Origin of the sequence: Marinobacter azerbaijanicus (assembly GCF_030250645.1) — a bacterium.
Classification (GTDB): Bacteria; Pseudomonadota; Gammaproteobacteria; order Pseudomonadales; family Oleiphilaceae; genus Marinobacter; species Marinobacter azerbaijanicus.
Map to the genome: position 1 here is coordinate 492,617 of NZ_JASSVS010000002.1, position 23,714 is coordinate 516,330.

The 23,714-nt window shown below is 57.8% G+C and carries 21 protein-coding genes, 2 tRNA genes and 1 pseudogene; 18 read left to right on the plus strand and 6 right to left on the minus strand.

Annotated features, from left to right (window positions below; genetic code table 11):
* Positions 1-134: 134 nt before the first annotated feature.
* Genes QPM17_RS05765 through hemA form a run of 4 tightly spaced genes read right to left on the minus strand, consistent with a single transcriptional unit; the run spans position 135 to position 4,095 of the window.
* A complete protein-coding gene (locus QPM17_RS05765) occupies positions 135-893 on the minus strand; it encodes a HesA/MoeB/ThiF family protein (protein WP_285389560.1) in 759 nt (252 codons plus the stop codon).
* Entirely contained in the window at positions 880-1,731 is an 852-nt protein-coding gene (gene prmC / locus QPM17_RS05770; protein WP_285389561.1) for a peptide chain release factor N(5)-glutamine methyltransferase, read from the minus strand. Before prmC ends, QPM17_RS05765 begins: the two co-directional genes overlap by 14 nt.
* On the minus strand, positions 1,724-2,809 hold the full coding sequence (gene prfA, locus QPM17_RS05775; protein ID WP_285389562.1) for a peptide chain release factor 1: 1,086 nt from the start codon (positions 2,807-2,809) through the stop codon (positions 1,724-1,726). Before prfA ends, prmC begins: the two co-directional genes overlap by 8 nt.
* Positions 2,806-4,095, minus strand: a complete 1,290-nt coding sequence (gene hemA, locus QPM17_RS05780; RefSeq protein WP_285389563.1) for a glutamyl-tRNA reductase — start codon at positions 4,093-4,095, stop codon at positions 2,806-2,808. Before hemA ends, prfA begins: the two co-directional genes overlap by 4 nt.
* A 231-nt stretch (positions 4,096-4,326) precedes the next feature.
* Between hemA and QPM17_RS05785 the strand changes: the two genes are divergently transcribed.
* The 14 genes and pseudogenes from QPM17_RS05785 to QPM17_RS05845 all read left to right on the plus strand — a co-directional run bounded on the left by QPM17_RS05785 (position 4,327) and on the right by QPM17_RS05845 (position 17,931).
* The gene (locus tag QPM17_RS05785; protein ID WP_285389564.1) at positions 4,327-6,081 is read left to right on the plus strand and encodes a tetratricopeptide repeat protein; all 1,755 of its coding nucleotides are present in this window, start codon (positions 4,327-4,329) and stop codon (positions 6,079-6,081) included.
* On the plus strand, positions 6,078-6,716 hold the full coding sequence (gene lolB / locus QPM17_RS05790) for a lipoprotein insertase outer membrane protein LolB (RefSeq protein WP_285389567.1): 639 nt from the start codon (positions 6,078-6,080) through the stop codon (positions 6,714-6,716). Before QPM17_RS05785 ends, lolB begins: the two co-directional genes overlap by 4 nt.
* The gene (gene ispE, locus QPM17_RS05795; protein WP_285389570.1) at positions 6,713-7,570 is read left to right on the plus strand and encodes a 4-(cytidine 5'-diphospho)-2-C-methyl-D-erythritol kinase; all 858 of its coding nucleotides are present in this window, start codon (positions 6,713-6,715) and stop codon (positions 7,568-7,570) included. The genes lolB and ispE overlap by 4 nt, the downstream gene beginning before the upstream one ends.
* Before the next feature lie 19 nt (positions 7,571-7,589).
* Positions 7,590-7,664, plus strand: a tRNA-Gln gene (locus QPM17_RS05800).
* 52 nt (positions 7,665-7,716) lie between these two features.
* The gene (locus QPM17_RS05805) at positions 7,717-8,667 is read left to right on the plus strand and encodes a ribose-phosphate diphosphokinase (RefSeq protein ID WP_150993605.1); all 951 of its coding nucleotides are present in this window, start codon (positions 7,717-7,719) and stop codon (positions 8,665-8,667) included.
* 155 nt (positions 8,668-8,822) lie between these two features.
* Entirely contained in the window at positions 8,823-9,470 is a 648-nt protein-coding gene (locus QPM17_RS05810) for a 50S ribosomal protein L25/general stress protein Ctc (protein ID WP_285389573.1), read from the plus strand.
* 30 nt (positions 9,471-9,500) lie between these two features.
* Positions 9,501-10,091: an aminoacyl-tRNA hydrolase gene (gene pth, locus QPM17_RS05815; RefSeq protein ID WP_285389574.1), complete on the plus strand. Its 591-nt coding sequence runs from the start codon at positions 9,501-9,503 to the stop codon at positions 10,089-10,091.
* A gap of 183 nt (positions 10,092-10,274) precedes the next feature.
* Complete coding sequence (ychF, locus tag QPM17_RS05820) at positions 10,275-11,366, plus strand: redox-regulated ATPase YchF (RefSeq protein ID WP_285389576.1); 1,092 nt, start codon at positions 10,275-10,277, stop codon at positions 11,364-11,366.
* 90 nt (positions 11,367-11,456) lie between these two features.
* Positions 11,457-11,533, plus strand: a tRNA-Met gene (locus tag QPM17_RS05825).
* A 169-nt stretch (positions 11,534-11,702) separates the two neighbouring features.
* The gene (locus tag QPM17_RS05830) at positions 11,703-12,980 is read left to right on the plus strand and encodes an O-acetylhomoserine aminocarboxypropyltransferase/cysteine synthase family protein (protein WP_285389577.1); all 1,278 of its coding nucleotides are present in this window, start codon (positions 11,703-11,705) and stop codon (positions 12,978-12,980) included.
* Positions 12,981-13,116: 136 nt separating this feature from the next.
* Positions 13,117-14,163: a lipoyl synthase gene (gene lipA, locus QPM17_RS05835; RefSeq protein WP_285389578.1), complete on the plus strand. Its 1,047-nt coding sequence runs from the start codon at positions 13,117-13,119 to the stop codon at positions 14,161-14,163.
* A 206-nt stretch (positions 14,164-14,369) separates the two neighbouring features.
* Positions 14,370-14,525 (plus strand): annotated as a pseudogene (locus tag QPM17_RS23925) (HAMP domain-containing protein); the annotation flags it as partial.
* A 159-nt stretch (positions 14,526-14,684) separates the two neighbouring features.
* Positions 14,685-15,392: a methyl-accepting chemotaxis protein gene (locus QPM17_RS23930; protein WP_479691231.1), complete on the plus strand. Its 708-nt coding sequence runs from the start codon at positions 14,685-14,687 to the stop codon at positions 15,390-15,392.
* Between the two features lie 52 nt (positions 15,393-15,444).
* Positions 15,445-17,931, plus strand: a complete 2,487-nt coding sequence (locus QPM17_RS05845; protein ID WP_285389580.1) for an efflux RND transporter permease subunit — start codon at positions 15,445-15,447, stop codon at positions 17,929-17,931.
* Between the two features lie 425 nt (positions 17,932-18,356).
* Here QPM17_RS05845 and QPM17_RS05850 read toward each other — a convergent pair whose 3' ends face one another.
* Positions 18,357-18,806 (minus strand): Spy/CpxP family protein refolding chaperone, encoded by a 450-nt coding sequence (locus tag QPM17_RS05850; RefSeq protein WP_285389581.1) that lies wholly within the window; start codon positions 18,804-18,806, stop codon positions 18,357-18,359.
* A gap of 219 nt (positions 18,807-19,025) precedes the next feature.
* Between QPM17_RS05850 and ylqF the strand changes: the two genes are divergently transcribed.
* The 3 genes from ylqF to fnr all read left to right on the plus strand — a co-directional run bounded on the left by ylqF (position 19,026) and on the right by fnr (position 22,185).
* Positions 19,026-19,913: a ribosome biogenesis GTPase YlqF gene (gene ylqF, locus QPM17_RS05855; protein WP_285389583.1), complete on the plus strand. Its 888-nt coding sequence runs from the start codon at positions 19,026-19,028 to the stop codon at positions 19,911-19,913.
* Between the two features lie 139 nt (positions 19,914-20,052).
* Entirely contained in the window at positions 20,053-21,261 is a 1,209-nt protein-coding gene (gene fabB / locus QPM17_RS05860) for a beta-ketoacyl-ACP synthase I (protein ID WP_285389585.1), read from the plus strand.
* A 177-nt stretch (positions 21,262-21,438) separates the two neighbouring features.
* A complete protein-coding gene (gene fnr, locus QPM17_RS05865; protein WP_285389586.1) occupies positions 21,439-22,185 on the plus strand; it encodes a fumarate/nitrate reduction transcriptional regulator Fnr in 747 nt (248 codons plus the stop codon).
* A gap of 36 nt (positions 22,186-22,221) precedes the next feature.
* Here fnr and QPM17_RS05870 read toward each other — a convergent pair whose 3' ends face one another.
* Positions 22,222-23,100, minus strand: a complete 879-nt coding sequence (locus QPM17_RS05870) for a sugar nucleotide-binding protein (protein ID WP_285389589.1) — start codon at positions 23,098-23,100, stop codon at positions 22,222-22,224.
* 251 nt (positions 23,101-23,351) lie between these two features.
* On the opposite strand from QPM17_RS05870, the gene QPM17_RS05875 reads away from it, so the two are divergent.
* Positions 23,352-23,711 carry a hypothetical protein gene (locus QPM17_RS05875; RefSeq protein WP_285389591.1) on the plus strand — a complete coding sequence of 120 codons (360 nt, stop codon included), beginning with the start codon at positions 23,352-23,354 and terminating at the stop codon, positions 23,709-23,711.
* The last annotated feature ends 3 nt before the right edge of the window (positions 23,712-23,714 follow it).

Consider the following 23,714-nt stretch of genomic DNA (forward strand, 5'->3'; position numbering starts at 1 on the left):
TGGCTTCAGATTCTGGAGGAAACGGCCAGCTGGCGGAAGGCTCTGCCAAAACACGCTGTGAATACATCCGTGTACGCTCGGCTCCGCCATCCATGGCTCCGCACGGTTTTGGCAGAGCCTTCCGCCAGCCGGCCTTATGCCGACTCTCTGCTGCTGCAGACAGGACAGCCCGGATCTCTTGCCAGTTTCATTTCCCGCCATTCCATTTGCCAGGCATCCAGAATCAATAACCGGCCTGTAAGGGGTTTGCCAACGCCGGTGATGACCTTAATCGCTTCCATGGCTTGGGAAGCACCGATCATACCGACTAAAGGACCAATAACACCCGCTTCTGAGCAGGTGAGGTCTTCGTTTCCCTGTTCTGAGTATAGGCAGTGATAACAGGGACTGGTTGCATCGCGCACATCATACACCGCCAGTTGCCCTTCTCCCCGAATCGCAGCACCCGACACCAATGGCACGCTTGCCGCAACACAGGCACGGTTAAGGGCAAAACGGGTATTGAAATTGTCGGTGCAGTCGATCACCAGGCTGGCGGAGGCAACCTGGCGTTGCAGTTCTTCTCCTTCCAGTCGCTCGTTCAATGCGGTTACTGACACTTCGGGATTTATGCGGCGCACACGATCAGCCAGGCGTTCGGCCTTGGATTCACCAAGATCCGCCTGCTCGAACGCGATCTGGCGCTGCAGGTTGGCCACTTCCACCTCATCGTCGTCGACCAGGGTAAGGTGACCAATTCCGGCGGCACCGAGGTAGAGGGCCACCGGGCAACCCAGGCCACCGGCACCCACCACCAGAGCCCGTGCGGATTTGAGTTTGGCCTGGCCGGCAATGTCGAACCGGGGCATCAGTATCTGGCGGCTGTAGCGCAGCAGTTCTTCATCGTTCAGCATGATGTTTTCTCCCAAGGGTAAAGCGGTCACGCCGACCGTAGTCCTGGCGGGTTTCCACGCTGGTCAATCCCGCCCCGGTGAAAAGCCGGCGCACAGCCTCGCCCTGTTCATAGCCATGCTCCAGTATCAACCAGCCACCCGGTGAGAGCCAGGCCGGAGCCTCGGCTGTTATCTTCCGGATATCGTCCAGGCCGTCATCGCCGGCGACCAGCGCAGAGGCCGGTTCAAAACGTACGTCGCCCTCACCCAGATGCGCATCATTGCCCGCAATGTACGGGGGGTTGGAAATGATCAGATCAAAGGTGCCGGCGGGCAAGTTTGTAAACCAGTCACTTCGCCGCACAGTCACAGGCAGGCCCAGGCGACGGGCATTGTCGGTCGCAAGAGTCACGGCTTCGGTGACGGCGTCGGAGGCACAAACCCGCCAGCCGGGCCTTTCACTGGCCAGGGCCAGGGCAATCGCCCCGGTGCCGGTGCCAAGATCCAGAACACTGGCGTCTACCGGGAGCTTCAGCGCCAGGGCCGCTTCCACCAGGCATTCCGTATCCGGCCGGGGAATGAGTGTGGAGGGATTGACCGTCAGGGGCAGCGACCAGAACTCCTGCTCGCCCAGCAGATGTGCCACCGGATGGCCTTCGCACCGACGTTCCACAAGGTCCCGGAATCGGGCTGCCTGGGCAACGGTCACCTCGCGCTCGGGCCACGCCCGGAAAGCGGTCCGGGACCAGCCGGTCACAAGCCCCAGCAATAAGTCCGCATCCAGGCGCGGGGAATCGCCGCCGATCAATTCAGCGGCTTCTTTCAGCAATGCCTCACAGGACAGTTTTTTTTCACTCATCAGCCAGGGAAGCCAGCAGATCGGCCTGGTGTTCCTGCTGCAAGGGCACGATGACCGCATCCAGGTCACCGGATATCACTTCATCCAGCTTGTACAGCGTCAGGTTGATACGGTGATCAGTCACCCGCCCCTGGGGGAAGTTGTAGGTGCGAATCCGCTCTGACCGATCACCGCTACCCACCAGACTCTTACGGGTAGCGGCCATGGTTTTCTGCTGGCGTTCAATCTCTTCGTTCTGGAGACGAGAGGCCAGGAGACTCATGGCCTTGGCGCGGTTCTTGTGCTGGGAACGCTCTTCCTGGCACTCCACCACAATACCGGTGGGTATATGGGTGATGCGAATGGCAGAGTCGGTCTTGTTGACGTGCTGACCACCGGCACCGGAGGCGCGAAAGGTATCGACCCGCAGATCGGACTTGTTGATCTCGACCGCCTCGGTTTCGTCCGCCTCAGGCATTACCGCCACCGTGCAGGCAGAGGTATGGATACGGCCCTGGGACTCGGTTTCCGGCACCCGTTGCACCCGGTGCGCCCCGGACTCGAACTTCAGGGCACCATACACGGCACTGCCGGCGATGCGGGCGATAATCTCCTTGTACCCGCCATGCTCCCCCTCACTTGCGCTGATGACTTCCACCTGCCAGCGCTGGCGCTCGGCGTAACGCATGTACATCTTGAACAGATCGCCAGCGAAAATGGCTGCTTCGTCGCCTCCAGTCCCAGCGCGGATCTCCAGGAATACGTTCTTGCCGTCGTTGGGATCCTTGGGCAGCATCAGGCGCTGGAGTTCCTCATCCAGCTCCTCGCTTCTCTGCTCCGCAAGGTTCAACTCCTCTTCCGCCATGGCGCGCATATCGGCATCGCCATCCCGGGCCAGTTCGCTAGCTTCCTTTACGTCCTCACGGGCCTGCTGCCAGGCCTGGAAACAGTGAACGACAGGCTCAATTTCGGCGAACTCCCTCGAAAGGTCACGAAACTTATCCTGGTTGGCAATGGTCCCCTGGTCGCTCAGCAACGCGCTGACTTCCTCGAAGCGGTCGGTCAGCTGCTCGAGGCGGGACTGGATTGATGACTTCATAGTTTTTCCGGGGTGATTGGGGCATCGGCTTCCAGTGCATCAAGCTGATGCAACTCTCTGAGCCACTGGGTGACTTCCGTCCTGCCCTCCGTTGTGGCCTTGCGGACCTGGATGGAGGGCTCGTGGAGCAGCTTGTTGGTCAGCCCCCTTGCCATGCTCCGCAACACGGTTTCCGGATCAGCGCCGTTACGAAGCGCGCGAATCGCCTTCTCCGTTTCCGCGTCTCTCACGGTTTCCGCACGCTGGCGGAACTGTTTCAGCGTTGACACCGCATCCAGCGCCCTCAACTGACTCAGGAACTGCTGCACTCCGTCGGTTACGAGGTTTTCCGCTTCCCGAGCGGCCCCCTCACGGGACCGCACATTTTCCTCGATGACCTGTCGCAGGTCGTCAACCGTGTAGAGGTAGACATCCGCCAGGGAGCTGACTTCCGGTTCAATATCCCTCGGGACGGCAATGTCCACCATGAAATAGGGGCGATGCTTGCGTTTTTTCAGGGCCCGCTCCACGGCCCCCTTCCCCAGGATTGGCAGGGGGCTGGCAGTGGAGGAAATAATAATATCCACGTCGGCCAGGTGGTCGGGAATATCGGAAAGCACAATACCCTTCCCGCCACGGGATTCCGCCAACGCCTGGGCACGTTCAAGGGTGCGGTTGGCCACCAGAAAGTCTTTCACTCCGGCGTCTGCAAGATGCCGGGAAACCAGTTCGATGGTCTTGCCCGCGCCAATAAGCAGAGCCTTGTTGCGGGACATATCCGCAAAAATATGATGAGCCATGCTGACGGCGGCATAAGCCACCGACACCGGGTTCTCACCAATCGCGGTCTGGGTTCGCACACGCTTGGCAACTGAGAAGGTCTGCTCAAACAGGCGCGACAGGAAGGCCCCACTGGCATTGTGCTCCCGGGCCAGGGCGTAGGCATCCTTGAGCTGACCCAGGATCTGTGGCTCACCAAGCACCATGGAATCCAGCCCCGCCGCCACCCGCATGATATGGCGCACGGCCTCGGCATCCCGGTGCACATACAGCACCTCTTCCAGATCCGCGGCCTCCATATCATGGAAGCCTGCCAGCCACCGCAGTACAGCAGGCGCGCAGTCGTCGTCACCCGCCAGGTAGAGTTCGGTGCGGTTACAGGTAGACAGGATAGCCGCTTCACTGGCCCCGGAAGTCGCACGCAATTCGGCAAAAGCCTCCGCCATTCGCTCGGGGGTGAACGCCACGCGCTCACGCAACTCGACCGGGGCGGTACGATGATTGATTCCGAGGGTGACCAGTGCCATGTCGCGGTTAGACTGCCTTATGCCGGAAGACGGAGTATTACCGGTATTTTAACGATCAGGAGCTTCAGTCGCCACCCAAAACCACTGCAATATCGGGAACTGCTGACAGGTTGGGCAATATCAGGCGCTTGTGCCATCATAGAACCTCATTGCATTACGCCACATCTGAGGCTGCCGCCAGAACCATTCCCGGCCCATCAGGTGCACTGTACACAGATCATGGGATGTTGCATGCAAAAGTCCGCATTACTGCTTGTTACCTGCCTGCTCGGGCTTTCCCTGTCCGGCTGCGCGCTTCTGAAGGACAACCAGGAACAGCAATCCGACACTGCACAGGAGGATACCGGGAAGACCACATCCTCCGCCGATCAGGAACCGGAAATCCGCTACGCGGACTTCGAACCGGAAGAGCTCTACCTGCTCCTCTCCGGCGAGATAGCCGCCCAGCGGGGCCGCTTTGACGTTACCCTTGTCAATTACATGAAGGCAGCGCAGCAATCCCGCGACAGGGCGGTTATTGAGAGAACCATGCGCATTGCCCAGTCTCTCAATGCCGACAATGCCCAGCGAAAACTGGCAGAATTATGGCTGGACGTAGATCCCGACAACATGCAGGCCCACCGGGTCTCGGCGATCCAGGCAGTGAAAAACAACGATCTGGAAACCGCGCTTGGCCACATGGAACGCATCATGGATCTGGGCGGCGACGCAGACTTTGACAGCCTGGCCGCCATGGCCGGAAATCTGCCACCGGAGCAACAGCAGGAGCTACTCCAGCTGTATCAACAGATGGAACAGCGGCATCCGGACAACCCGGAGCTGCACTACAGCATTGCCCTGCTTCTGAAAGTGACCGGTAAACCGCAACAGGCCCTGGATAAACTGACTCCCCTGCTTGACGATGAACCGGACTTCCAGCCCGCCCTGGTCCTGAAAGGCGACCTGCTTTACCAGACCGGCGAGAAGCGTCAGGCACTGGACCATCTGCTGCGCAATACCCGGCGATTTCCCAACAACCGCCAGATGGGCACACTCTATGGTCGCATGCTGATCGGTGAAGGCGAGCTCCAGGCCGCCCAGGACGAATTCAGTCGGCTGGTGCGTCGCTTCCCCGACGTGCCCGGCCTGAGACTCTCCCACGCCCTGGTGGCGCTGGAAAATGGCCAGACTGCTCTGGCCGAGGAGGAACTGACCCGGCTGATCGAACAGGGCCACCATACGGATGAAGCGCATTATTACCTGGGCCGGATTGCCGACGAAGAGGACAAGACCGAGCAGGCCATCGGCTATTACAGGAACGTCGAGAAAGGCAACTACTACTTTCCTGCCCTGGCACGGGCCAGCGAGCTTATGGCGGAGCAGGGGGACCTTGATGAGGCACTGTCCGCAATACGGGAACTGAGGGACAACAATCCTGCCCAGGAGGAAAATTTCCACCTGCTGGAAATCAACCTCCTGCTGGACAGGGAGCGGAAGCAACAGGCGCTGGAGGCCGCCAATACAGCACTGGAAGATTACCCGGATAACATCCGCATCCGCTATGCCCGCGCCATGCTGCTGGATTCACTGGACAAACCCGGGCAGGCAGAGGCCGACCTGAGGAAGATCATTGAAGAGCAGCCACAAAATGCGGTCGCTCTCAACGCTCTGGGCTACATCATCACTTCCCGCTCGGACCGCTATGATGAAGCCAGGGACTACATCGAACGGGCACTGGAAATCGACCCGGAAAACCCCGCCATCCTCGACAGCATGGGCTGGGTACTTTACAAACAGGGCGAGACGGAAGAGGCCCTGACATACCTGTCCCGCGCCTGGGAAGCCTACAAGGATCCGGAAGTGGCCGCTCACCTCGGCGAGGTTCTCTGGCAGACCGGAGAGCAGGAACAGGCCCGCATCATCTGGGAAGAAGGGTTTGCGCAAGACCCGGACCACCCGGTACTGATCGAAACCGTCGAGAGGCTGACCGGGGAGCAATCCCTTTGAGATTTCCCGCCATTGCTCTGACGCTAGCCACCCTCATTCTGGGTGGCTGTACTTCCTTGCAGGTTGACCCACTACCCGAAGGCCTGACCGAACAGCCACCGGCAAGCTGGAACGAATACCGCGCCCGGCTGAACCAGTTCCAGCAATGGGAACTCACCGGCAAACTGGCCGTCCGCCAGCCTTCTGACAGCGGCACCGCAGTTATCAACTACTGGAACCAGAATCAGGAGGCCTACGAACTGGCACTATCCTCCTCTTTCCTGGGCATGGGACGCACCACCATTGAGGGCATGCCTGGCTTCGTGGAACTGACATTGCCAGACGGCGAGCAGTATCAGTCAGGCAACCCGGAGGCGCTGATTGAAGCGGCCACAGGCTGGCAACTACCCATCAACAGCCTTACCTGGTGGATAAGAGGCCTGCCCGGCCCGGACGGCGACTACCGGCTATTCTTCGACGATCAGGACCGGCTTGCGGTAATACGCCAGAAGGGCTGGGAGATTCGCTACGACCGCTGGCAGGCGTTTATTGAAGGCTACCCCTCCCTTCCGGCCCGTGTGACTGCAGTCAAGGGAGAAAAGCGGGTCAGGCTCGCCGTGACCAGTTGGCGCCAGACAGACGGAGACAGCCGGTGAGCAGTCTTACACTTCCTTCTCCGGCCAAGCTGAATCTTTTCCTGCACATTCTGGGCCGGCGGCCGGACGGCTACCACGAACTACAAACCCTGTTTCAGTTCCTTGACTACGGCGACACCATCACCCTGACCACCCGCCCTGACGACCAGATTTTACTGGAGCAGCCCATACCCGGCGTGCCGGACGAAGAAAACCTGGTTATCCGAGCCGCCCGGAAACTGGCAGCCACAGCCAACAACCCTGTTGCCGGAGTCAGTATCGCCATCGACAAACGACTACCCATGGGAGGTGGCCTGGGTGGTGGCAGCTCCAATGCCGCCACCACCCTGCTGGGATTGAATTACCTGTGGGGACTTGGCCACTCCCTCGACGAGCTGGCGGAGATTGGCCTGACTCTGGGTGCAGATGTGCCTGTTTTCGTTCGCGGACACTCTGCCTGGGGTGAAGGCGTGGGTGAAAAGCTGACCGACGCGAATCCCCCTGAAGACTGGTTCGTGGTTATAAAACCATCTTGCGATATAAGCACCAAGGAGATTTTTTCCGAGCAAGGGTTGACAAGGGATACCCCCGGAATCAAAATAGCGCCCGCTTTTGAGGGAGACGCCTCGAGGTACCGAAACGACTGTGAGGATGTAGTTCGAAGACTGTATCCTGAGGTTCATCAAGGCCTGGAGTGGCTTGCACAATTCGGACCTGCAAGATTAACCGGAACCGGGGCTTGCATATTTGGACGTTTCCCGACAGAATCCGCAGCCCGGATTATCTGGGAAAGCAAACCCTCCGGCATCACGGGGTTCGTAGCTCAAGGGGTGAATATTTCACCACTTCACAAAAAGCTGACAGAGCTGAAATGATGCCAAAAAAGCACGATACTGGGGTGTCGCCAAGTGGTAAGGCAACGGGTTTTGATCCCGTCATGCGCAGGTTCGAATCCTGCCACCCCAGCCACCTTTCTCCCGCTTCTTCTGAATCAAACGCCGTTACCGAGAAGGATGCCGTCGTGTCCAAACTGATGATTTTCACTGGCAACGCCAACCCTGAGCTCGCCAAAGCCATCGCCCAGAAACTCCACATCCCCATGGGCCAGGCCACCGTTGGAACCTTCAGCGACGGTGAAACCACTGTCGAGATCAATGAAAATGTTCGCGGGCATGATGTCTTTATCATCCAGCCCACCTGTAACCCCACCAACGATAACCTGATGGAACTTATTGTGATGGCCGACGCCCTTCGTCGAGCATCCGCTACCCGGGTTACTGCGGTTATTCCCTATTACGGCTATGCTCGCCAGGACCGCCGCGTTCGCTCCACCCGCGTTGCCATCAGCGCAAAAGTGGTTGCAGACATGATCTCGAGCATCGGCGTCGACAGGGTTCTGACACTGGACCTGCACGCCGACCAGATTCAGGGCTTCTTCGACATCCCGGTAGATAATATCTATGCCACCCCGGTAATGCTCGAAGATATCGAGAAGCAGCGTTTTGAAAACTTTGTTGTGGTATCTCCCGACGTTGGTGGCGTTGTGCGCGCCCGCGCCGTGGCCAAGCGTCTGGACGATGCCGACCTGGCCATCATCGACAAGCGCCGCCCGAAAGCCAATGTGTCACAGGTCATGCACATCATCGGTGATGTCAAAGACAAGACGTGTATTCTGGTGGACGACATCATTGATACGGCGGGTACGCTGTGCAAAGCCGCCAATGCCCTGAAAGAGCACGGCGCCTCCAAAGTCGTCGCCTATATCACCCATCCCGTCCTCTCCGGCCCGGCTGTTGACAACCTTAACGCCTCCGAACTGGACGAACTGGTGGTCTGTGACACAATCCCACTGGGTGACAAAGCGCGTAATTGTGATAAGATCCGCATCCTCAGTATGGCTGGGCTGCTTGCGGAATCCATTCGTCGCGTCAGTAATGAAGAATCCATCAGCGCGATGTTTGAGAACGCCTGATCAGCTAACAGCCTGATTTACAGAGAAGAATTCAGACCGGGAGCCCATGGGCTCCCGGTCTGCTTAGTCCGCCGGAAAAGCTTCCGGCATTTCGCAAATGTCACCTGTTCAGGGCCTGGTCGCGGGCCGTTCCGGTGAAAATTGAGGTTATAACCATGTCTCAGGAATTTCTTATTGAAGCATTTCCTCGTGGCGATCAGGGGAGAGGTGCGAGCCGCCGCCTGCGTCGTGAGGAGCGTAAAATTCCGGCCATTATCTATGGCGGAAAAAAAGAAGCCACTCCGATTTCCATCTGGCACAACGAGCTGAAAAAAGCTCTGGAAAACGAAGCCTTCTTCTCCCACGTTCTGACCATCGAGCTGGACGGCAAGAAAGAGAGCGTGATCCTGAAGGATCTGCAGCGTCACCCGTACAAGCCGCTGCTGACCCACGCCGACTTCCTGCGCGTTGACAAGGATCACGAGATCCACGTAAACGTGCCGCTGCACTTCCTGAACGAAGACTCTGCACCGGCCATCAAGCTTCAGGGCGGCGTTGCCAACCACCAGATCACCGAAGTGGAAGTGATCTGTCTGCCGCAGAATCTGCCTGAGTTCCTTGAAGTCGACATGGCTGAAGTAGAGATGGACCAGGTTGTTCACCTGAGCGACCTCAAACTGCCGAAAGGCGTTCGTGTTGCTGCCCTGCTCCAGGGTGAGGATCACGATCTTCCGGTTGTTGCCATCCACAAGCCGCGCGGCGCCAAAGTTGATGACGAAGGCGAAGGCGGCGAGGAAGGTGAAGAAGGCGAAGGCAAGGAGTAACTGCTCCTGTACTGACGAGGGCAACGGCAGATGGCACAGGATATCCTCATGGTGGTGGGGCTGGGTAACCCAGGTCCCGACTATGCGAATACCCGCCATAATGCCGGCGCTCTTTTCGTCGAAGCTCTGGCCCGCGAAGCGGGCCAGACGCTCCGCCCCGAAAAGAAGTACCACGGCCTCTACGCCCGCATTCAAATGCAGGGCCTGGACCTGCATCTGTTGAATCCCTCCACCTATATGAACCGCAGCGGCCTGTCCATCAAGGCTCTGGCGGACTTTTTCAAGATTCAGCCCCAGCAGATCCTGGTTGCCCACGACGACCTCGACCTGCCCCCCGGCACCGCCAAACTCAAGAAAGGTGGCGGACATGGCGGGCACAACGGCCTTCGGGACACCATCGCTCATCTGGGCACCAACGATTTCCAGCGCCTGCGCATCGGTATTGGACACCCCGGCGATAGCCGTCAGGTCACCGGCTACGTACTCGGCCGCCTGGGCAAACAGGAAACCGAAGAGCTCAACGCCGTCATCGACGAGATCATTCGCGTGCTGCCGGATGCTGCCAGCGGCAAACTTCCTGCCGCGATGAACAGGCTCCATAGTTTCAGGCCCAGCCCCTAAGCCAGCCTCCGTCGGATTACGCCTGTGGCTAATCCGACCTACAACGACAGCAATGACCCGGACACACGTAGGTCGGATTAGCGAAGCGTAATCCGACGTCCCCGAAGAATTCCCTTATTCGCTTACACCCCCATACACCGGTATAATCCGCCCAAATTTTTCAAGCACCAGCAGAGGCATTCCATGGGATTTAACTGCGGCATCGTCGGCCTTCCCAACGTCGGCAAATCCACCCTGTTCAACGCGCTGACCAAATCCGGCATTGGCGCCGAAAACTTTCCCTTCTGCACCATCGAGCCCAATGCCGGCGTGGTTGCCATGCCCGATCCCCGCCTGAACAAGCTCGCCGAGATCGTGAAGCCGGAAAAAGTCGTCGCGACGACCATGGAGTTTGTGGACATTGCAGGCCTGGTAGAGGGCGCCTCCAAGGGCGAAGGCCTGGGAAACCAGTTCCTGGCCAACATCCGCCAGACCGACGCTATTGCCCACGTTGTGCGCTGCTTTGAAGACGACAACGTTATTCACGTCTCCAACAAAATTGATCCGGCCTCGGACATCGAGGTGATCAACACCGAGCTGGCCCTTGCCGATCTGGAAACCGTCGAGAAAGCCATCAAGCGGGTCCAGCGGGTCGCCAAGAGCGGCGACAAGGAAGCCAAGGCGCAACTGGAGATGTTCGAAAAACTGATGCCAGTTCTGAACGAAGGCAAGCCAGTGCGCAGCATGAACCTGGACAAGGACCAGATGGCACTGATCCGCGAGCTGTGCCTGCTGACCGTGAAGCCCACCATGTACATCGCCAACGTCAGCGAAGACGGCTTTGAAAACAATCCTCACCTGGATACGGTGCGCAAAATCGCCGAATCTGAAAATGCCGTAGTGGTCCCCATCTGCAACAAGATAGAAGCCGAGATCTCCGAACTCGAAGACGATGAAAAGTCGATGTTCCTGGAAGAAATGGGCATGGACGAACCAGGCCTGGACCGCGTTATTCGTGCGGGCTACCGACTGCTGGACCTGCAGACCTACTTCACTGCTGGTGTAAAGGAAGTCCGCGCCTGGACCGTACGCGTTGGCGCTACCGCACCCCAGGCAGCCGGCGTGATCCACACCGACTTCGAGCGCGGCTTCATCCGAGCCGAAGTGGTGAGCTACGAAGACTTCGTCAAGTACAACGGCGAAGCCGGCGCCAAGGAGGCAGGCAAGTGGCGCCTGGAAGGCAAGGAATACATTGTGCAGGACGGCGACGTCATCCACTTCCGCTTTAACGTGTAATTTTCAGAAAAAGCGGCCTCCAAGCCTTGACAGCAGGGGCCCAAATACTGAAAATACGCGCCTCGTTTGGGCCTTGGCCCACAGCGAAATGGCAAGGTAGCTCAGTTGGTTAGAGCACGGCACTCATAATGCCGGGGTCGGCGGTTCGACTCCGCCCCTTGCTACCAGTATTTAAAAAGCCTGGCTCGAAAGAGTCGGGCTTTTTTTATACCTGCCTTCCCCTCCCCCAATAAATGAAAAGCAGCCCGCTGCCCTGCTCACCTATCCAGGCCTGTGGCATACTCTCCCTGAACGCTCAATCCCAGCATCAACATTCAACAAAAAGGATACGACATCGTGAAACCGGAAACTCTCGCCCTCCACGCAGGCTTTAATGGCGACCCGACCACCAACGCCGCCACCACACCCATTTACCAGACTACCTCCTATACCTTCGACGATACCCAGCACGGTGCCGATCTGTTCGACCTCAAGGTGCAGGGCAACATCTATACCCGCATCATGAACCCCACCAACGCGGTACTGGAAGAGCGCATGGCGCAGCTTGAAGGCGGTGTCGGTGCTCTTGCGGTAGCGTCGGGCATGGCCGCTATCCTCTATGCCCTGCAGACCATCTGTAAGGTGGGCAACAACATTGTCAGCACCGGCCAGCTTTATGGTGGCACCTACAACCTGTTTGCCCACTCACTCCCCAACCAGGGTATCGACTGCAGAATGGTGAGGCATGATGACTTTGACGCTGTGGAAAAGGCCATCGACGACAATACCCGGGCGCTGTTCTGCGAATCCATCGGCAACCCCGCCGGCAACGTGGTGGACATCCAGCGCTGGGCGGAGATTGCCCACAAACATGGCATTCCGCTGATTGTCGACAACACTGTAGCGACCCCCTTCCTGTGCCGGCCCTTCGAACATGGCGCAGACATCGTCGTCCACTCGCTCACCAAGTACATCGGCGGTCACGGCACCACGGTTGCCGGCGTGGTGGTGGATTCCGGAAAATTCGACTGGGCCGCCAACAAGGCAAAGTTCCCGATGCTCAATGAGCCGGATCCCTCTTACCACGGGGTGGTTTTCGCCGAGGCTCTGGGAGAGGCAGCTTTCATTGGCCGCTGCCGGGTTGTTCCGCTGCGCAATACCGGCGCAGCCCTGGCTCCGTTCAATGCCTTTCTGATCATGCAGGGCCTGGAAACCCTGGGACTGCGCATGGAGCGCCACTGCGAGAATGCGGAAAAAGTGGCTGACTACCTGCAGAATCATCCATCCGTCGAATGGGTCAACTATGCCACACTGGCAGACAGCCCCTACAAGGCTACCTGTGACAAGATCTGTGGCGGCCGCGCATCGGGCATTCTCAGCTTTGGCATCACCGGTGGCCGCGAGAACGGCGCGAAGTTTATCGATGCCCTACAACTGATCTACCGCCTGGTAAACATTGGTGACGCCAAGTCGCTGGCCTGCCACCCGGCCACGACCACGCACCGGCAGCTGAACCCGGAAGAACTGGCAAGCGCAGGCGTCAGCGAAGACCTTGTGCGGCTGTCGATCGGTATTGAACACGTCGACGACATTATTGCCGATATCAGCCAGGCACTGGACAAAGCCACGGCCTGACCCAGCTGGCGGGTACGACGAAAGTCGTACCCGCAAACCCCGTGATTATCCGTACCCGCCTTGTATCCTCCGCTGCGGCGGATTACAGTTGAAGTTTATCCATCCCCACCCGTCAACGGCAGAGAGTCCAGTTGTAATGAGTGACAGCGCCAAACCCCGTGTTTCCAGTGGTTCCAAGTTCCGCAATGAGCATGGCTTCTCCGCCATCAAGGACGGTATCAAACGGTCGGGGTCGGGCATTATTGACACAGCCACGCAACGTAAGCCCTCATGGCTCCGCGCCCGTATGCCGGGTGGCGAGCGTTACGAAGCCGTTCGCAAGAATGTTACCGAAAACCGCCTGAGCACGGTGTGCCAGGAATCCCACTGCCCCAACATCGGTGAATGCTGGACAAACGGCACCGCCACCATAATGGTGATGGGATCCGTCTGCACCCGTGCCTGTCGCTTCTGCGCTGTCGACACCGGCAACCCCAAAGGCTGGCTTGACCACGAGGAACCTGAGAATACTGCCAAATCTGTTGAGCTCATGGGGCTGCGTTACATTGTACTTACGTCCGTGGACCGTGACGACCTTGAGGACGGCGGTGCCGCCCACTATGCCGCCTGTGTATCCGCCATCAAACAACGCACTCCGGAAGTAGCGGTTGAAGCCCTGACACCGGATTTCGATGCGGTGATGGAGAACGTTGAGAAGGTTGTCGACTCCGGCCTGGACGTATTCGCACAGAACGTGGAGACGGTGAAACGCCTGACCAGGCGGGTGCGGGATCCCCGCGCCGGCTATGAAAAAACCCTCAGTGTTCTGGCCCATGCCAAGAAGTACCGTCCGGACATACTCACCAAGACCAGCCTGATGCTGGGGCTGGGTGAAACCGAGGAAGAAATCCTGGAAACCATGGATGACCTGCGGGCCATCGGTGTCGACATCCTGACCCTGGGCCAGTATCTGCGTCCCACACAGAATCACCTGCCGGTGGAGAAATACGTCACCCCGGAGGACTTCAACCGCTACCGTGAAATCGGCCTGGAGAAAGGCTTCATGGAAGTGCCATCCGGCCCCATGGTTCGCTCCAGCTACCGTGCCGACCGGGTTTTCGAAAGAAACAACCTTGGCCTTGCCGTCCCGGAAGTCCCCGCCTCCTCCAAGGCGCAGCAGATACCTGTCAAAGCCCTTGATTGAGATCCTCCATGTTGCAGTTACTCAGGAATGCCCGGCTTAAATACAAGTTCTGGCTGCTTAACATTGTTGTGTTTGTGGTTCTCTGCCTGCTGGTGGTCTACTCCATGAACACCATTGCCGCGCTGACTGATCAATCCTTCCAGGCCGTTTTCAGCGAAACCGCGGGGGGCTTTGCCCTGGTGGTCGCCTTGCTGATGGTGCTCGAGATGGCCGGCTCACAATTACTGATTTCCTTTATCGAACGGCATGTGTACCGCCTGAAAAGCACAATGGTGTCGGTGCAGGCCTCAGGCAACCTCAGTGAACGCGCCCAGGTTGATTCCACGGACGAGATCGGTGAAATGGCACAGGCCTTCAACGCCATGCAGGACCGCACCATGGGCGTGGTCAAAAGCATGAAACAGGCCATCGATCATCTCCACAACGAAGCGCGTGAATTGGCTACCGCTGCGGACGCCCGCAGAGAGAACCTGAGCCGACAGCAGTCCGGCGCTGATCGCAGTGCCGAGGTGGTCGAAAATATGCTGCAGAGTTTTTCCGGCATCGCTGAACAGGCCGGCATCGCCAAGACCCTTTCCCACGAAGCCAGAAATGCGGCCGTTGACGGCAGTGAGCGGGTTAGCCGCAGCGCGGACTCCATTCGTAAACTGGCCACAGCAATCCAGACCTCTGCGGACAGTGTGCAGGCACTGGCTGAGAACAGTCATGAAATCAGCCATGCCGTTGCTGAAATCCGGGGCATTGCCGAACAGACCAATCTGCTGGCACTGAACGCGGCCATTGAAGCGGCTCGCGCCGGTGAGCAGGGCCGTGGATTTGCTGTGGTGGCCGACGAAGTGCGCAACCTGGCCCAGCGGGTCCAGGATTCCACTGACCAGATTCAGGACACCATCGACCGACTGCTCAAATCCATGGAGGGAGCCGTCACCCAGATGACCGGCAGCTCAGAGGATGCCTCCCGATGCGTGGATGAATCAGAAGAGGCCAGAAATTCTCTGGACGCCATCAATACCGTGGTCGGCCGCATTGACGATACCAATCAGGAAATCGCCAATGTGTCTGCTGACCAGACCGCCTCCACCGATCAGGTGCTGGCCAATGTCCAGAGCATTCGCGATACCACTGAAAGCATGGTCACACAGCTCACCGAAAGCGCGGATATGAGCCTTCGCCTGAAGCAACTGATCGATTCCCTGGAAGAAGCCTCCAACAGGGTCACCGTCAGCTGACACTTTGTGGCAAACTCTGCACTCGTTTTCATTGAGAAGGGTGCAGTTTCAGATGTCTTGGCTCCGATTGTTTTATGACCGACTGATTTTCCCCCGCCCAGTCGTGATTCTCCTGTTGTTCGGTTTGTTGCTGGTCATAGCCAGCCTTCGCCTGGATCAGTTCCGTCTGGACGCCTCTGCAGAGTCCCTGGTTCTTGAAGACGATCGTTCACTGGAACAATATCGGGAGGTAAACCGCCGCTTCATCACCTCTGACGACTTTCTCATCGTCACGTTTACACCACACGAGGAACTGTTCAGCCAGGAAGGTCTGACCGTGCTGGAATCGCTACGGGATGAGCTGGCAGCACTGGAGAACGTCAGCTCCACCAACAGCATTCTGAACGTCCCCCTCCTCCATAGTCCCGACCTGACCCTGGATACCGTGGACTCCGAGATCAAGACGATTGACGGGGACGATGTTGATCCGAAGACCGCCAGGCAGGCACTGTTAAACAACCCACTCTACCCCAACCTGCTGATCAGCAAAGATGGTCGCACTACCGCCATACAGGTCAACCTGCCCACCCCGGAGCGATACTTCGAACTCCTTCACGAGCGCAACGAACTCCGAGACAAAGTCGATAGCGGGAAAGCCTCGGCACAGGAGCAGCAACGACTGGAAGCCGTGAGCCGCGAATTCATCGAGTTTACCGAATCCCAGGGCGAGGTACGCGACCGAACCATCGACAATGTCCGGGCCATTCTCGACAGCTACCGGAACCGCGCCGAGATACACCTGGGCGGCGTACCGATGATCGTCGCCGACATGATCCGCTTCATCAAGAATGACCTGTCTACCTTCGGTATCGGTGTTCTGGTGTTCCTGCTGGTGACTCTGGCAATCATCTTCCGCCAGTGGCGCTGGGTACTCATACCCTTGTTGTGTTGCAGCTTTACCGTCTGGCTGGTGATCGGTTACCTGAGCTGGGCACGCTGGCCGGTGACTGTCATTTCCTCAAATTTTGTGTCGCTACTGCTGATCATGACACTGTCGCTGACCATCCACCTGATCGTGCGCTACCGGGAGTTCCAGCACGACGCTCCGGATGCAGCACCGAGAGAGACCCTGCGCAATACACTCCTGGCGATGATCAAGCCCTGCTTCTATATGGCGATCACCACCATTGTCGCATTCGGCTCGCTCACTTTCTCCGGCATACGCCCGGTCATTGATTTCGGCTGGATGATGACCATCGGCCTGGCCGTGGCCTTCCTGATCACCTTTATAGTTTTTCCGGCCCTTCTCTCGCTACTGCCGCCGCCGGTGGATGAACGGGTCCGCTCGGACCGGATACCGTTTACCGATCTGTTTGCACGTTTTACCGAGAACTACGGCAAAACGGTGCTACTGGGCTCCGCCATCATCGCCGTACTCTGTGTAATCGGCGTCAGCCGCCTGAGCGTGGAGAACAGCTTTATCGACTACTTCAAGTCCAGCACCGAGATCCACCAGGGCATGGTCACCATTGACGACCGGCTGGGGGGCACCACACCGCTGGATGTGGTGGTCACCGACGACAAGCCACCTGAAAGCGACGGCGAAGGCGACCCCTTCGCCAGTGACTGCGATCCATTTGTAGAGGACTGTGATCCAGCGGAAGAGTACCGCGACACCTGGTTTACCTATCAGAAGATGAACCGCCTGGAGAAGGTTCACAACTACCTGGACAGTCTGCCGGAAACCGGCAAGGTACTTTCCATCAGTACAACACTCGACGTACTGGCCCAGGTCAACGGTGGTGAACCCCTGGACGCCCTGGAACTGGCGTTTGTGCCCTCGGCCGTGCCGGAGGACCTGCAGGACATTCTGTTAACCCCCTATATCAGCGAGGAACACGATCAGGCCCGCTTCGGCATTCGCATCCTCGAAACATCCCCGGACCTGCGCCGACAGGAGCTTCTGGATCGCATACGCAATCATCTGACCGGGGAAATGGGCTTTGAGGACGATCAGGTAAAGCTCACCGGCATGACGGTGATGTACAACAACATGCTGCAGAGTTTGTTTGATTCACAGATCAAGACGTTGGGCGTGGTGTTCCTGGCCATCATGATCATGTTCCTGATTCTGTTCCGGTCGGTAACGCTGGCGCTGATTGGCATGGCGCCGAACCTGATCGCGGCGGGCTCGGTACTGGGCCTGATGGGCTGGCTGGGAATTCCTCTGGATATGATGACGATTACGGTGGCGGCGATTACGGTGGGGATTGCGGTGGACGATACCATCCACTACATCCACCGCTTCAAGACGGAGTTCGAAAAGGACGGCGACTACATCGCCACCATGCACCGTTGCCACCGCAGTATCGGGCAGGCGATGTTCTTTACCTCGCTGACGATCATTACCGGGTTTTCGATTCTCGTGCTGTCGAACTTTATCCCGACCATCTACTTCGGGTTGTTCACCGGCTTTGCCATGTTTATGGCGCTGGTTGGTGCTCTTACCTTATTGCCCCGGCTTATCGTGCTTATTAAGCCGTTCAGTGTTCCGGGGTGAGCTTTGGAGTTTTGTTCTCCTAGCCTTCTGGGATTGGGGGTAGTCGCACCAGTGCCCTCCCTTCCCGGAAACGCTACGAGCACATCCATGTGCGCTTGACTTCGGCCCTCCCTGGCCGAAGACATTCCGGGAAGGGAGGGCACCGGCGCTCCTGCAAAAACCCGTGATATCGCACACTGAAAGCGGTATTCACAACGTTCAGATGCCGTTGCGCGGCGGGGCTTTCAGAAACCGTGGAGCGCCAGGGATGGCGCGACCGAGCCCTACAGGGACGTATTCACGGGCGTGTTTCTGAAAGCCCCGCCGCGCAATGGCCACGCACAAAATTGCAGGCTACAAAGTAAAAAAACCGCCAGGGCCATATGCCTTGGCGGTTCTTCAGGCTCCGGGCCCTAGCCCGGAGAGTGGCAAAGAGCTACCGGCGCTTACTGCATGCCCTGCTGTTGCTGCTGCATCTGACGCTGTTGTTGCATCTGCTGCTGCATCTGCTGCATACGCTTGTTCAGTTCTTCACGCTGCGCTTCAGTAAACACGGCATCAACCTTCGCCTGCATCAGGGTAGACATGGCAGTCATCTCACCAGTGACATCACCAAGCTCCTCGGCTTTTTCACGAATCGTGTCTTCATCGTAATCCGGCTTTATCTGGGCCTGAATTTCCTGTTGCAGTTGCTGGGCTTCGCTCTGGAGCTCCTTAATCTCAGACTGCATGTCTTCAATGATGCCACGAATTTCCTTCTGTTGGTCATCGCTCAGGCCGACCATCTGCGCCAGCTGGTCAACCTGGTCCGGTTGCCCGCCAGACTGCTGGGCCATCGCCGGAGAAGACAGCCCAAGTGCAATCAGGGCGATTCCGAACAGTTTCACAAGCTTCATAGATTTCTCCAAATTCGATTATTTGAGTCACATCGCGTTTTCAAGTTCTACACCCTAAAACAAAACAACCGCCAATTTCACCCCGAACCGCCCTCTTTTTGTACACACTTGCCATTGGCGCAAGCTTCAGCTCCCGTCACGGGCGGGTTCAGAGAAATGTGAAAATTTAGTCATTAGCGTCCATAATGGCGCCGTTCAGCCATTTCCGGAGTATCAAACATGGCCATTAACTGGTTTCCAGGGCATATGCACAAGGCCCGCAAGGAGATCAAAAAGGTAATGCCCCAGATGGACCTCATTATCGAGGTTGTGGATGCACGCCTTCCGTTCAGCAGTGAAAATCCACTGGTTCCCGCCCTGCGAGGCGATACCCCGGTAATCAAAGTGCTCAACAAACGGGATCTTGCTGATCCCGAGATCACCGAGCGATGGCTTGCCTGGCTGGAGAAGGAGCGTGGCGTGCGGGCCATCACCATGACCCACAACCAGCGTGCAGAAGCACTGGATATTCTTCGCCTGGTGGGTGAGATGACACCGGGCCACGACCGTCAGAAACGTGCTCTTCGGGTGATGATCCTCGGCATACCCAATGTTGGTAAATCCACGCTGATCAACACCATCGCGGGCCGGCCGGCGGCCAAAACCGGCAACGAACCTGCCGTGACACGGGCACAGCAGACTATTAAATTGCCGGACAACGTTCTGCTCTACGACACTCCAGGCTTTCTCTGGCCCAAGCTGTCACCCGAGGCATGCGGCTATCGTCTGGCCATTAGCGGCGCCATCCGTAGTGCCGTGATCGAGTTTGAGGATGTGGCCATGTTCGAGGCGGATTATCTGCTGGAGGCCTATCCGGAGCTGGTGATGGCACGCTACGGCTTCGAGGAGCGGCCACAGGACGGGCTGGCCCTTATGGATGGCATTGCCCTGAAACGACGTTTTCTCGGTCGTGGTGGCGTCCCGGATCTGCACAAGGTGTCGGAAATACTGCTCAATGAATTCCGTTCCGGAAAGCTCGGGCGTATCTCTCTGGAAACACCCGAAATGGTGGAGCGAGAAATGAAAGAGGAAGCCGAACGGCAGAACGCAAAAAACAGTCCACCATGAGTTCCCACTTCTGGTTTCATACCGCCATGTACCAAGGTCAAATATCGCTCGGGCGCCAAAGCGCCTAGACTGTGATTATAGCCAGAGATAAAAAAGGACCCGTCCGGTTTTCGGTGCGGGCCTTATTAAGGAGGAAGGTATGAGACGGGTTGTAATCACCGGCATGGGCATCGTTTCCTGCCTGGGCAACTCCACTGAAGCGGTGCTGGAAAGCCTCAAGGCAGGCAAATCCGGTATCCGGTTCAAAGAGACCTATCGGGACCTGGGCTTCCGCAGCCAGATTGCAGGTTCGATTGACGTGGATACCTCGGTCATTGATCGCAAGGTCCGGCGCTTCATGGGCCAGTCCGCGATGTACAGCTTCCTTGCTATGGAACAGGCCATCGCTTTCTCAAAGCTGACAGACGACATGATCTCCAATGACCGCACCGGCCTGATTGCCGGCTCCGGCGGGGCTTCCAGTGCCAGCCAGGTGGAAGCTGTGGACATCATGCGCGAAAAAGGCGTGAAGCGTATCGGGCCCTACATGGTGCCCCGGATCATGACCAGTACCGTATCGGCATGCCTGGCCACAGCGTTCCGGATTCGCGGCGTGAACTACTCCATGTCCTCCGCCTGTGCCACCAGTGCCCACTGTATCGGCCACGCCGCGGAACAGATCCAGTCTGGCAAGCAGGACATTGTGTTCGCCGGTGGCGGCGAGGAAGAAGACTGGAGCCTGACCATGCTGTTTGACGCCATGGGTGCTCTTTCCACGAAATACAACGATGCGCCGGAAACCGCCTCCAGACCCTTCGACAGCGGCAGGGACGGCTTTGTGATTGCCGGTGGTGGCGGCATGGTCGTGGTGGAAGAACTGGAACACGCTCTCAAGCGCGGCGCGCCCATCATTGCCGAGCTGACCGGCTACGGCGCCACCTCGGATGGCTATGACATGGTGGCTCCCTCCGGGGAAGGGGCCTCACGATGCATGCAGCAGGCACTTTCTACGGTAAAGGCGCCGGTGGACTACATCAACGCCCATGGCACCAGCACGCCGGTGGGTGACGTGGCGGAGATGAAAGCTGTGCGGAACGTATTTGGCGACAGGATACCGCAGATTTCCTCCACCAAGTCGCTCACAGGACACTCGCTGGGTGCCTCCGGCGTCCAGGAAGCCATCTATTCACTGATCATGCTGCAGAACGGGTTTATCGCAGGCACCAAAAACCTGACCAACCTGGATGAGACCATTGCCGGCATGCCCGTTGTTGGGCCTGATTCCAAATCGGCTGAGCTCAATACGGTGATGTCCAACAGTTTTGGCTTCGGGGGCACCAACGCCTCGCTGGTGTTTGAAAAGGTCTGAGAAGCCTCTGTGCCGGTTCCACCGGCAGCAACTCCCGTTGCTCCTGGTCCTTTAAGGGGAAGGGGCGCCTTTACGACGCCTGCGCACGCTTGTCAATGGCATTAGTCATTGGCAAGGGCCGCGGTTCGTAATAGAGTACGGTCTTGATATGAATCAATAGCGGATGGCTCATCTACCATGGCTCAACCAATCAGACTTCGCCAGGTTTCCCCCCTCAAAGCATCCTGTCACCAGTGCAGTCTCAGCAATCTGTGTCTACCGTTGGCGATTGAAGAAAACGAACTTGATCGCCTGGAGGATATTGTCCAGCAAGGTCGGATTTTTAACCGTGGCGAGCATATCTTTGACCAGAGCACACCGTTCCGCTCGTGCTTTGCGGTGAAGAGCGGCGCCATCAAGACCTCCATCATCAGTGAGAATGGTGAGGAACAGGTAACCGGGTTCTTCATGCCTGGCGAACTGGTGGGTCTCGACAGCATGGGCAGTAAAAACTACGCCTGTACCGCCAAGGCTCTGGAGCGCACCAGTGTCTGCGAGTTTCCAATTGACAAGCTGGAAGAGCTCACCGGCAAGCTGCCGGACCTCCAACATCATATGTACCACCTCATGAGCCAGGAAATTCAGGGTAGCCATCAGCTGGCCATGCTGCTGAGCAAGAATACGGCGGAGGAACGGATTGCCGCATTGCTGCTATCCCTGTCCAGCCGGTTCCAGCGCCGCCGCATGTCCGGTACCAACTTCAGCCTGCCAATGGCCAGAAACGACATTGCCAATTTCCTGGGGCTGGCTGTGGAAACCGTCAGCCGGGTATTTACCCGCTTCCAGAATCAGGGAATTATCAGCGCCCGAGGGCGGGAAGTAGAGCTTCTTGATGTTGAGGCCCTGCAAACAGTTACCCGGGAATTCGCACGCCAGAACGCCTGACAGCGAGGCTCACTCTGACCGACGAGCAGGCGGCAATCAGCCAGCCGGTTCGTCGGTCAGCTCTTTGTCCCCGTTCCACGAAAGCAATTCCAGCTCCTCAGCCAGCCCGGAGCGCCATGGCAGCTGTTTGACACCAAAGGTATTGCGAATCTTGGTGCAGATCATCGTGGCATTGGCAGGCTCAAGTGCCGCCCAGGCCGGCATTTCATCCACCACCCGGATTCCTCCGGGAATACCGCTCAAACCGGTTATGGCCAGGCCGAGCTCATAGAGCGAAATATCTTCGGCACCCGCGTACTGGTAGGTTCCCCATACCTCGGCACCGCAATCGATCTGCAGGACAATCGCGGTAACCACCCGCGCGAGATCGCTGACAGTCACTGGCTGGCCATGGCATTTACCCGGCAGCTTGATGACGTCGGAACCGGCCGCCACCGACTGTACTTTTCGGATAAAACGCCCCAGGCTCCAGCCTGTTCGAAGGATGATATGCCGGGGCAAAAGGGTTCTCAGGGCCTGCTCGCATTCCCACTGCCAGTTGCCCAGTTCGTTGCACGGCTGGCCCGGGTTAGAAGCAATGTAGGCACTCTGCTTGCGACCGTCGAACACGTAACAGGAGGATAATTGCAACAAGGCAATACCCCGCTCGCAGGCGTGCTCAGCCAGCGCCACGGGCAAAGAGAAGGAAGCCTTGTGGGCTGCTTCCGGGTTCTTCTCCGCCATTTCCGGGTCGGCCAGCCACAGTGCGTTCACGATCAGGTCGGTATCGTCGGGAATCCACCCTTCCAGCGCCGTCAGGTCCGCCGTTTCCAGCTCACTGATCAGCAACGGGCTGACGTGGAGCGGCGTATTCCTCAGGCGCTCCAGCAATACCCGCCCCAACGGGCCATAATCATGAACAACAAGAACGTGCACGAGCGCTCACCGCCTCCGGTTTCTGTCTTTGCAACGGGTTAACAGTACCCGTGCCATATAGTCTGTATGCTGATGTGTATCGTTATCAACACTGTAATTGTTCAGGCCCGTGTTTGGAACGCCTACCCTGGATATCACTGATATGACGAGCACCTGATACCGTTCAAGCCAATGGAACGTGCTTATCTGAACATAGAATACACATCGTAGAACTGAGCAGACCTGACGAGCATACAACAACAGGATCCCATATGCTGAAACAACAGAGCCATATCGTTGCCCCCATCCCGGACGAACTGCGCACCCGCGCCCTGTATACCGTTGAGGAACTCCGCGAACGGGGCAAGGCAGACAAGGAAGCTATCGACAAGCTGTTCGAACTGATCGTCGACATGACCGACAGCGGCCTGGACTTTTTTTTCCTGGAACCCCTGCGCCGGCTGAATGCAAGCAGCATGATGATGGGTATGGCCAGAATGGGCATCAGCAGCATGCTCAAAGGCAGCAAGATGGTGGTCCACAAGGTGTTGAAAAAACTTGATGACCGCAGCCTGGCCGCCATTCTCGACTTCATCGAGGAAATCATCCACGAGCCCGAAGCGGTTTCGTGAAGT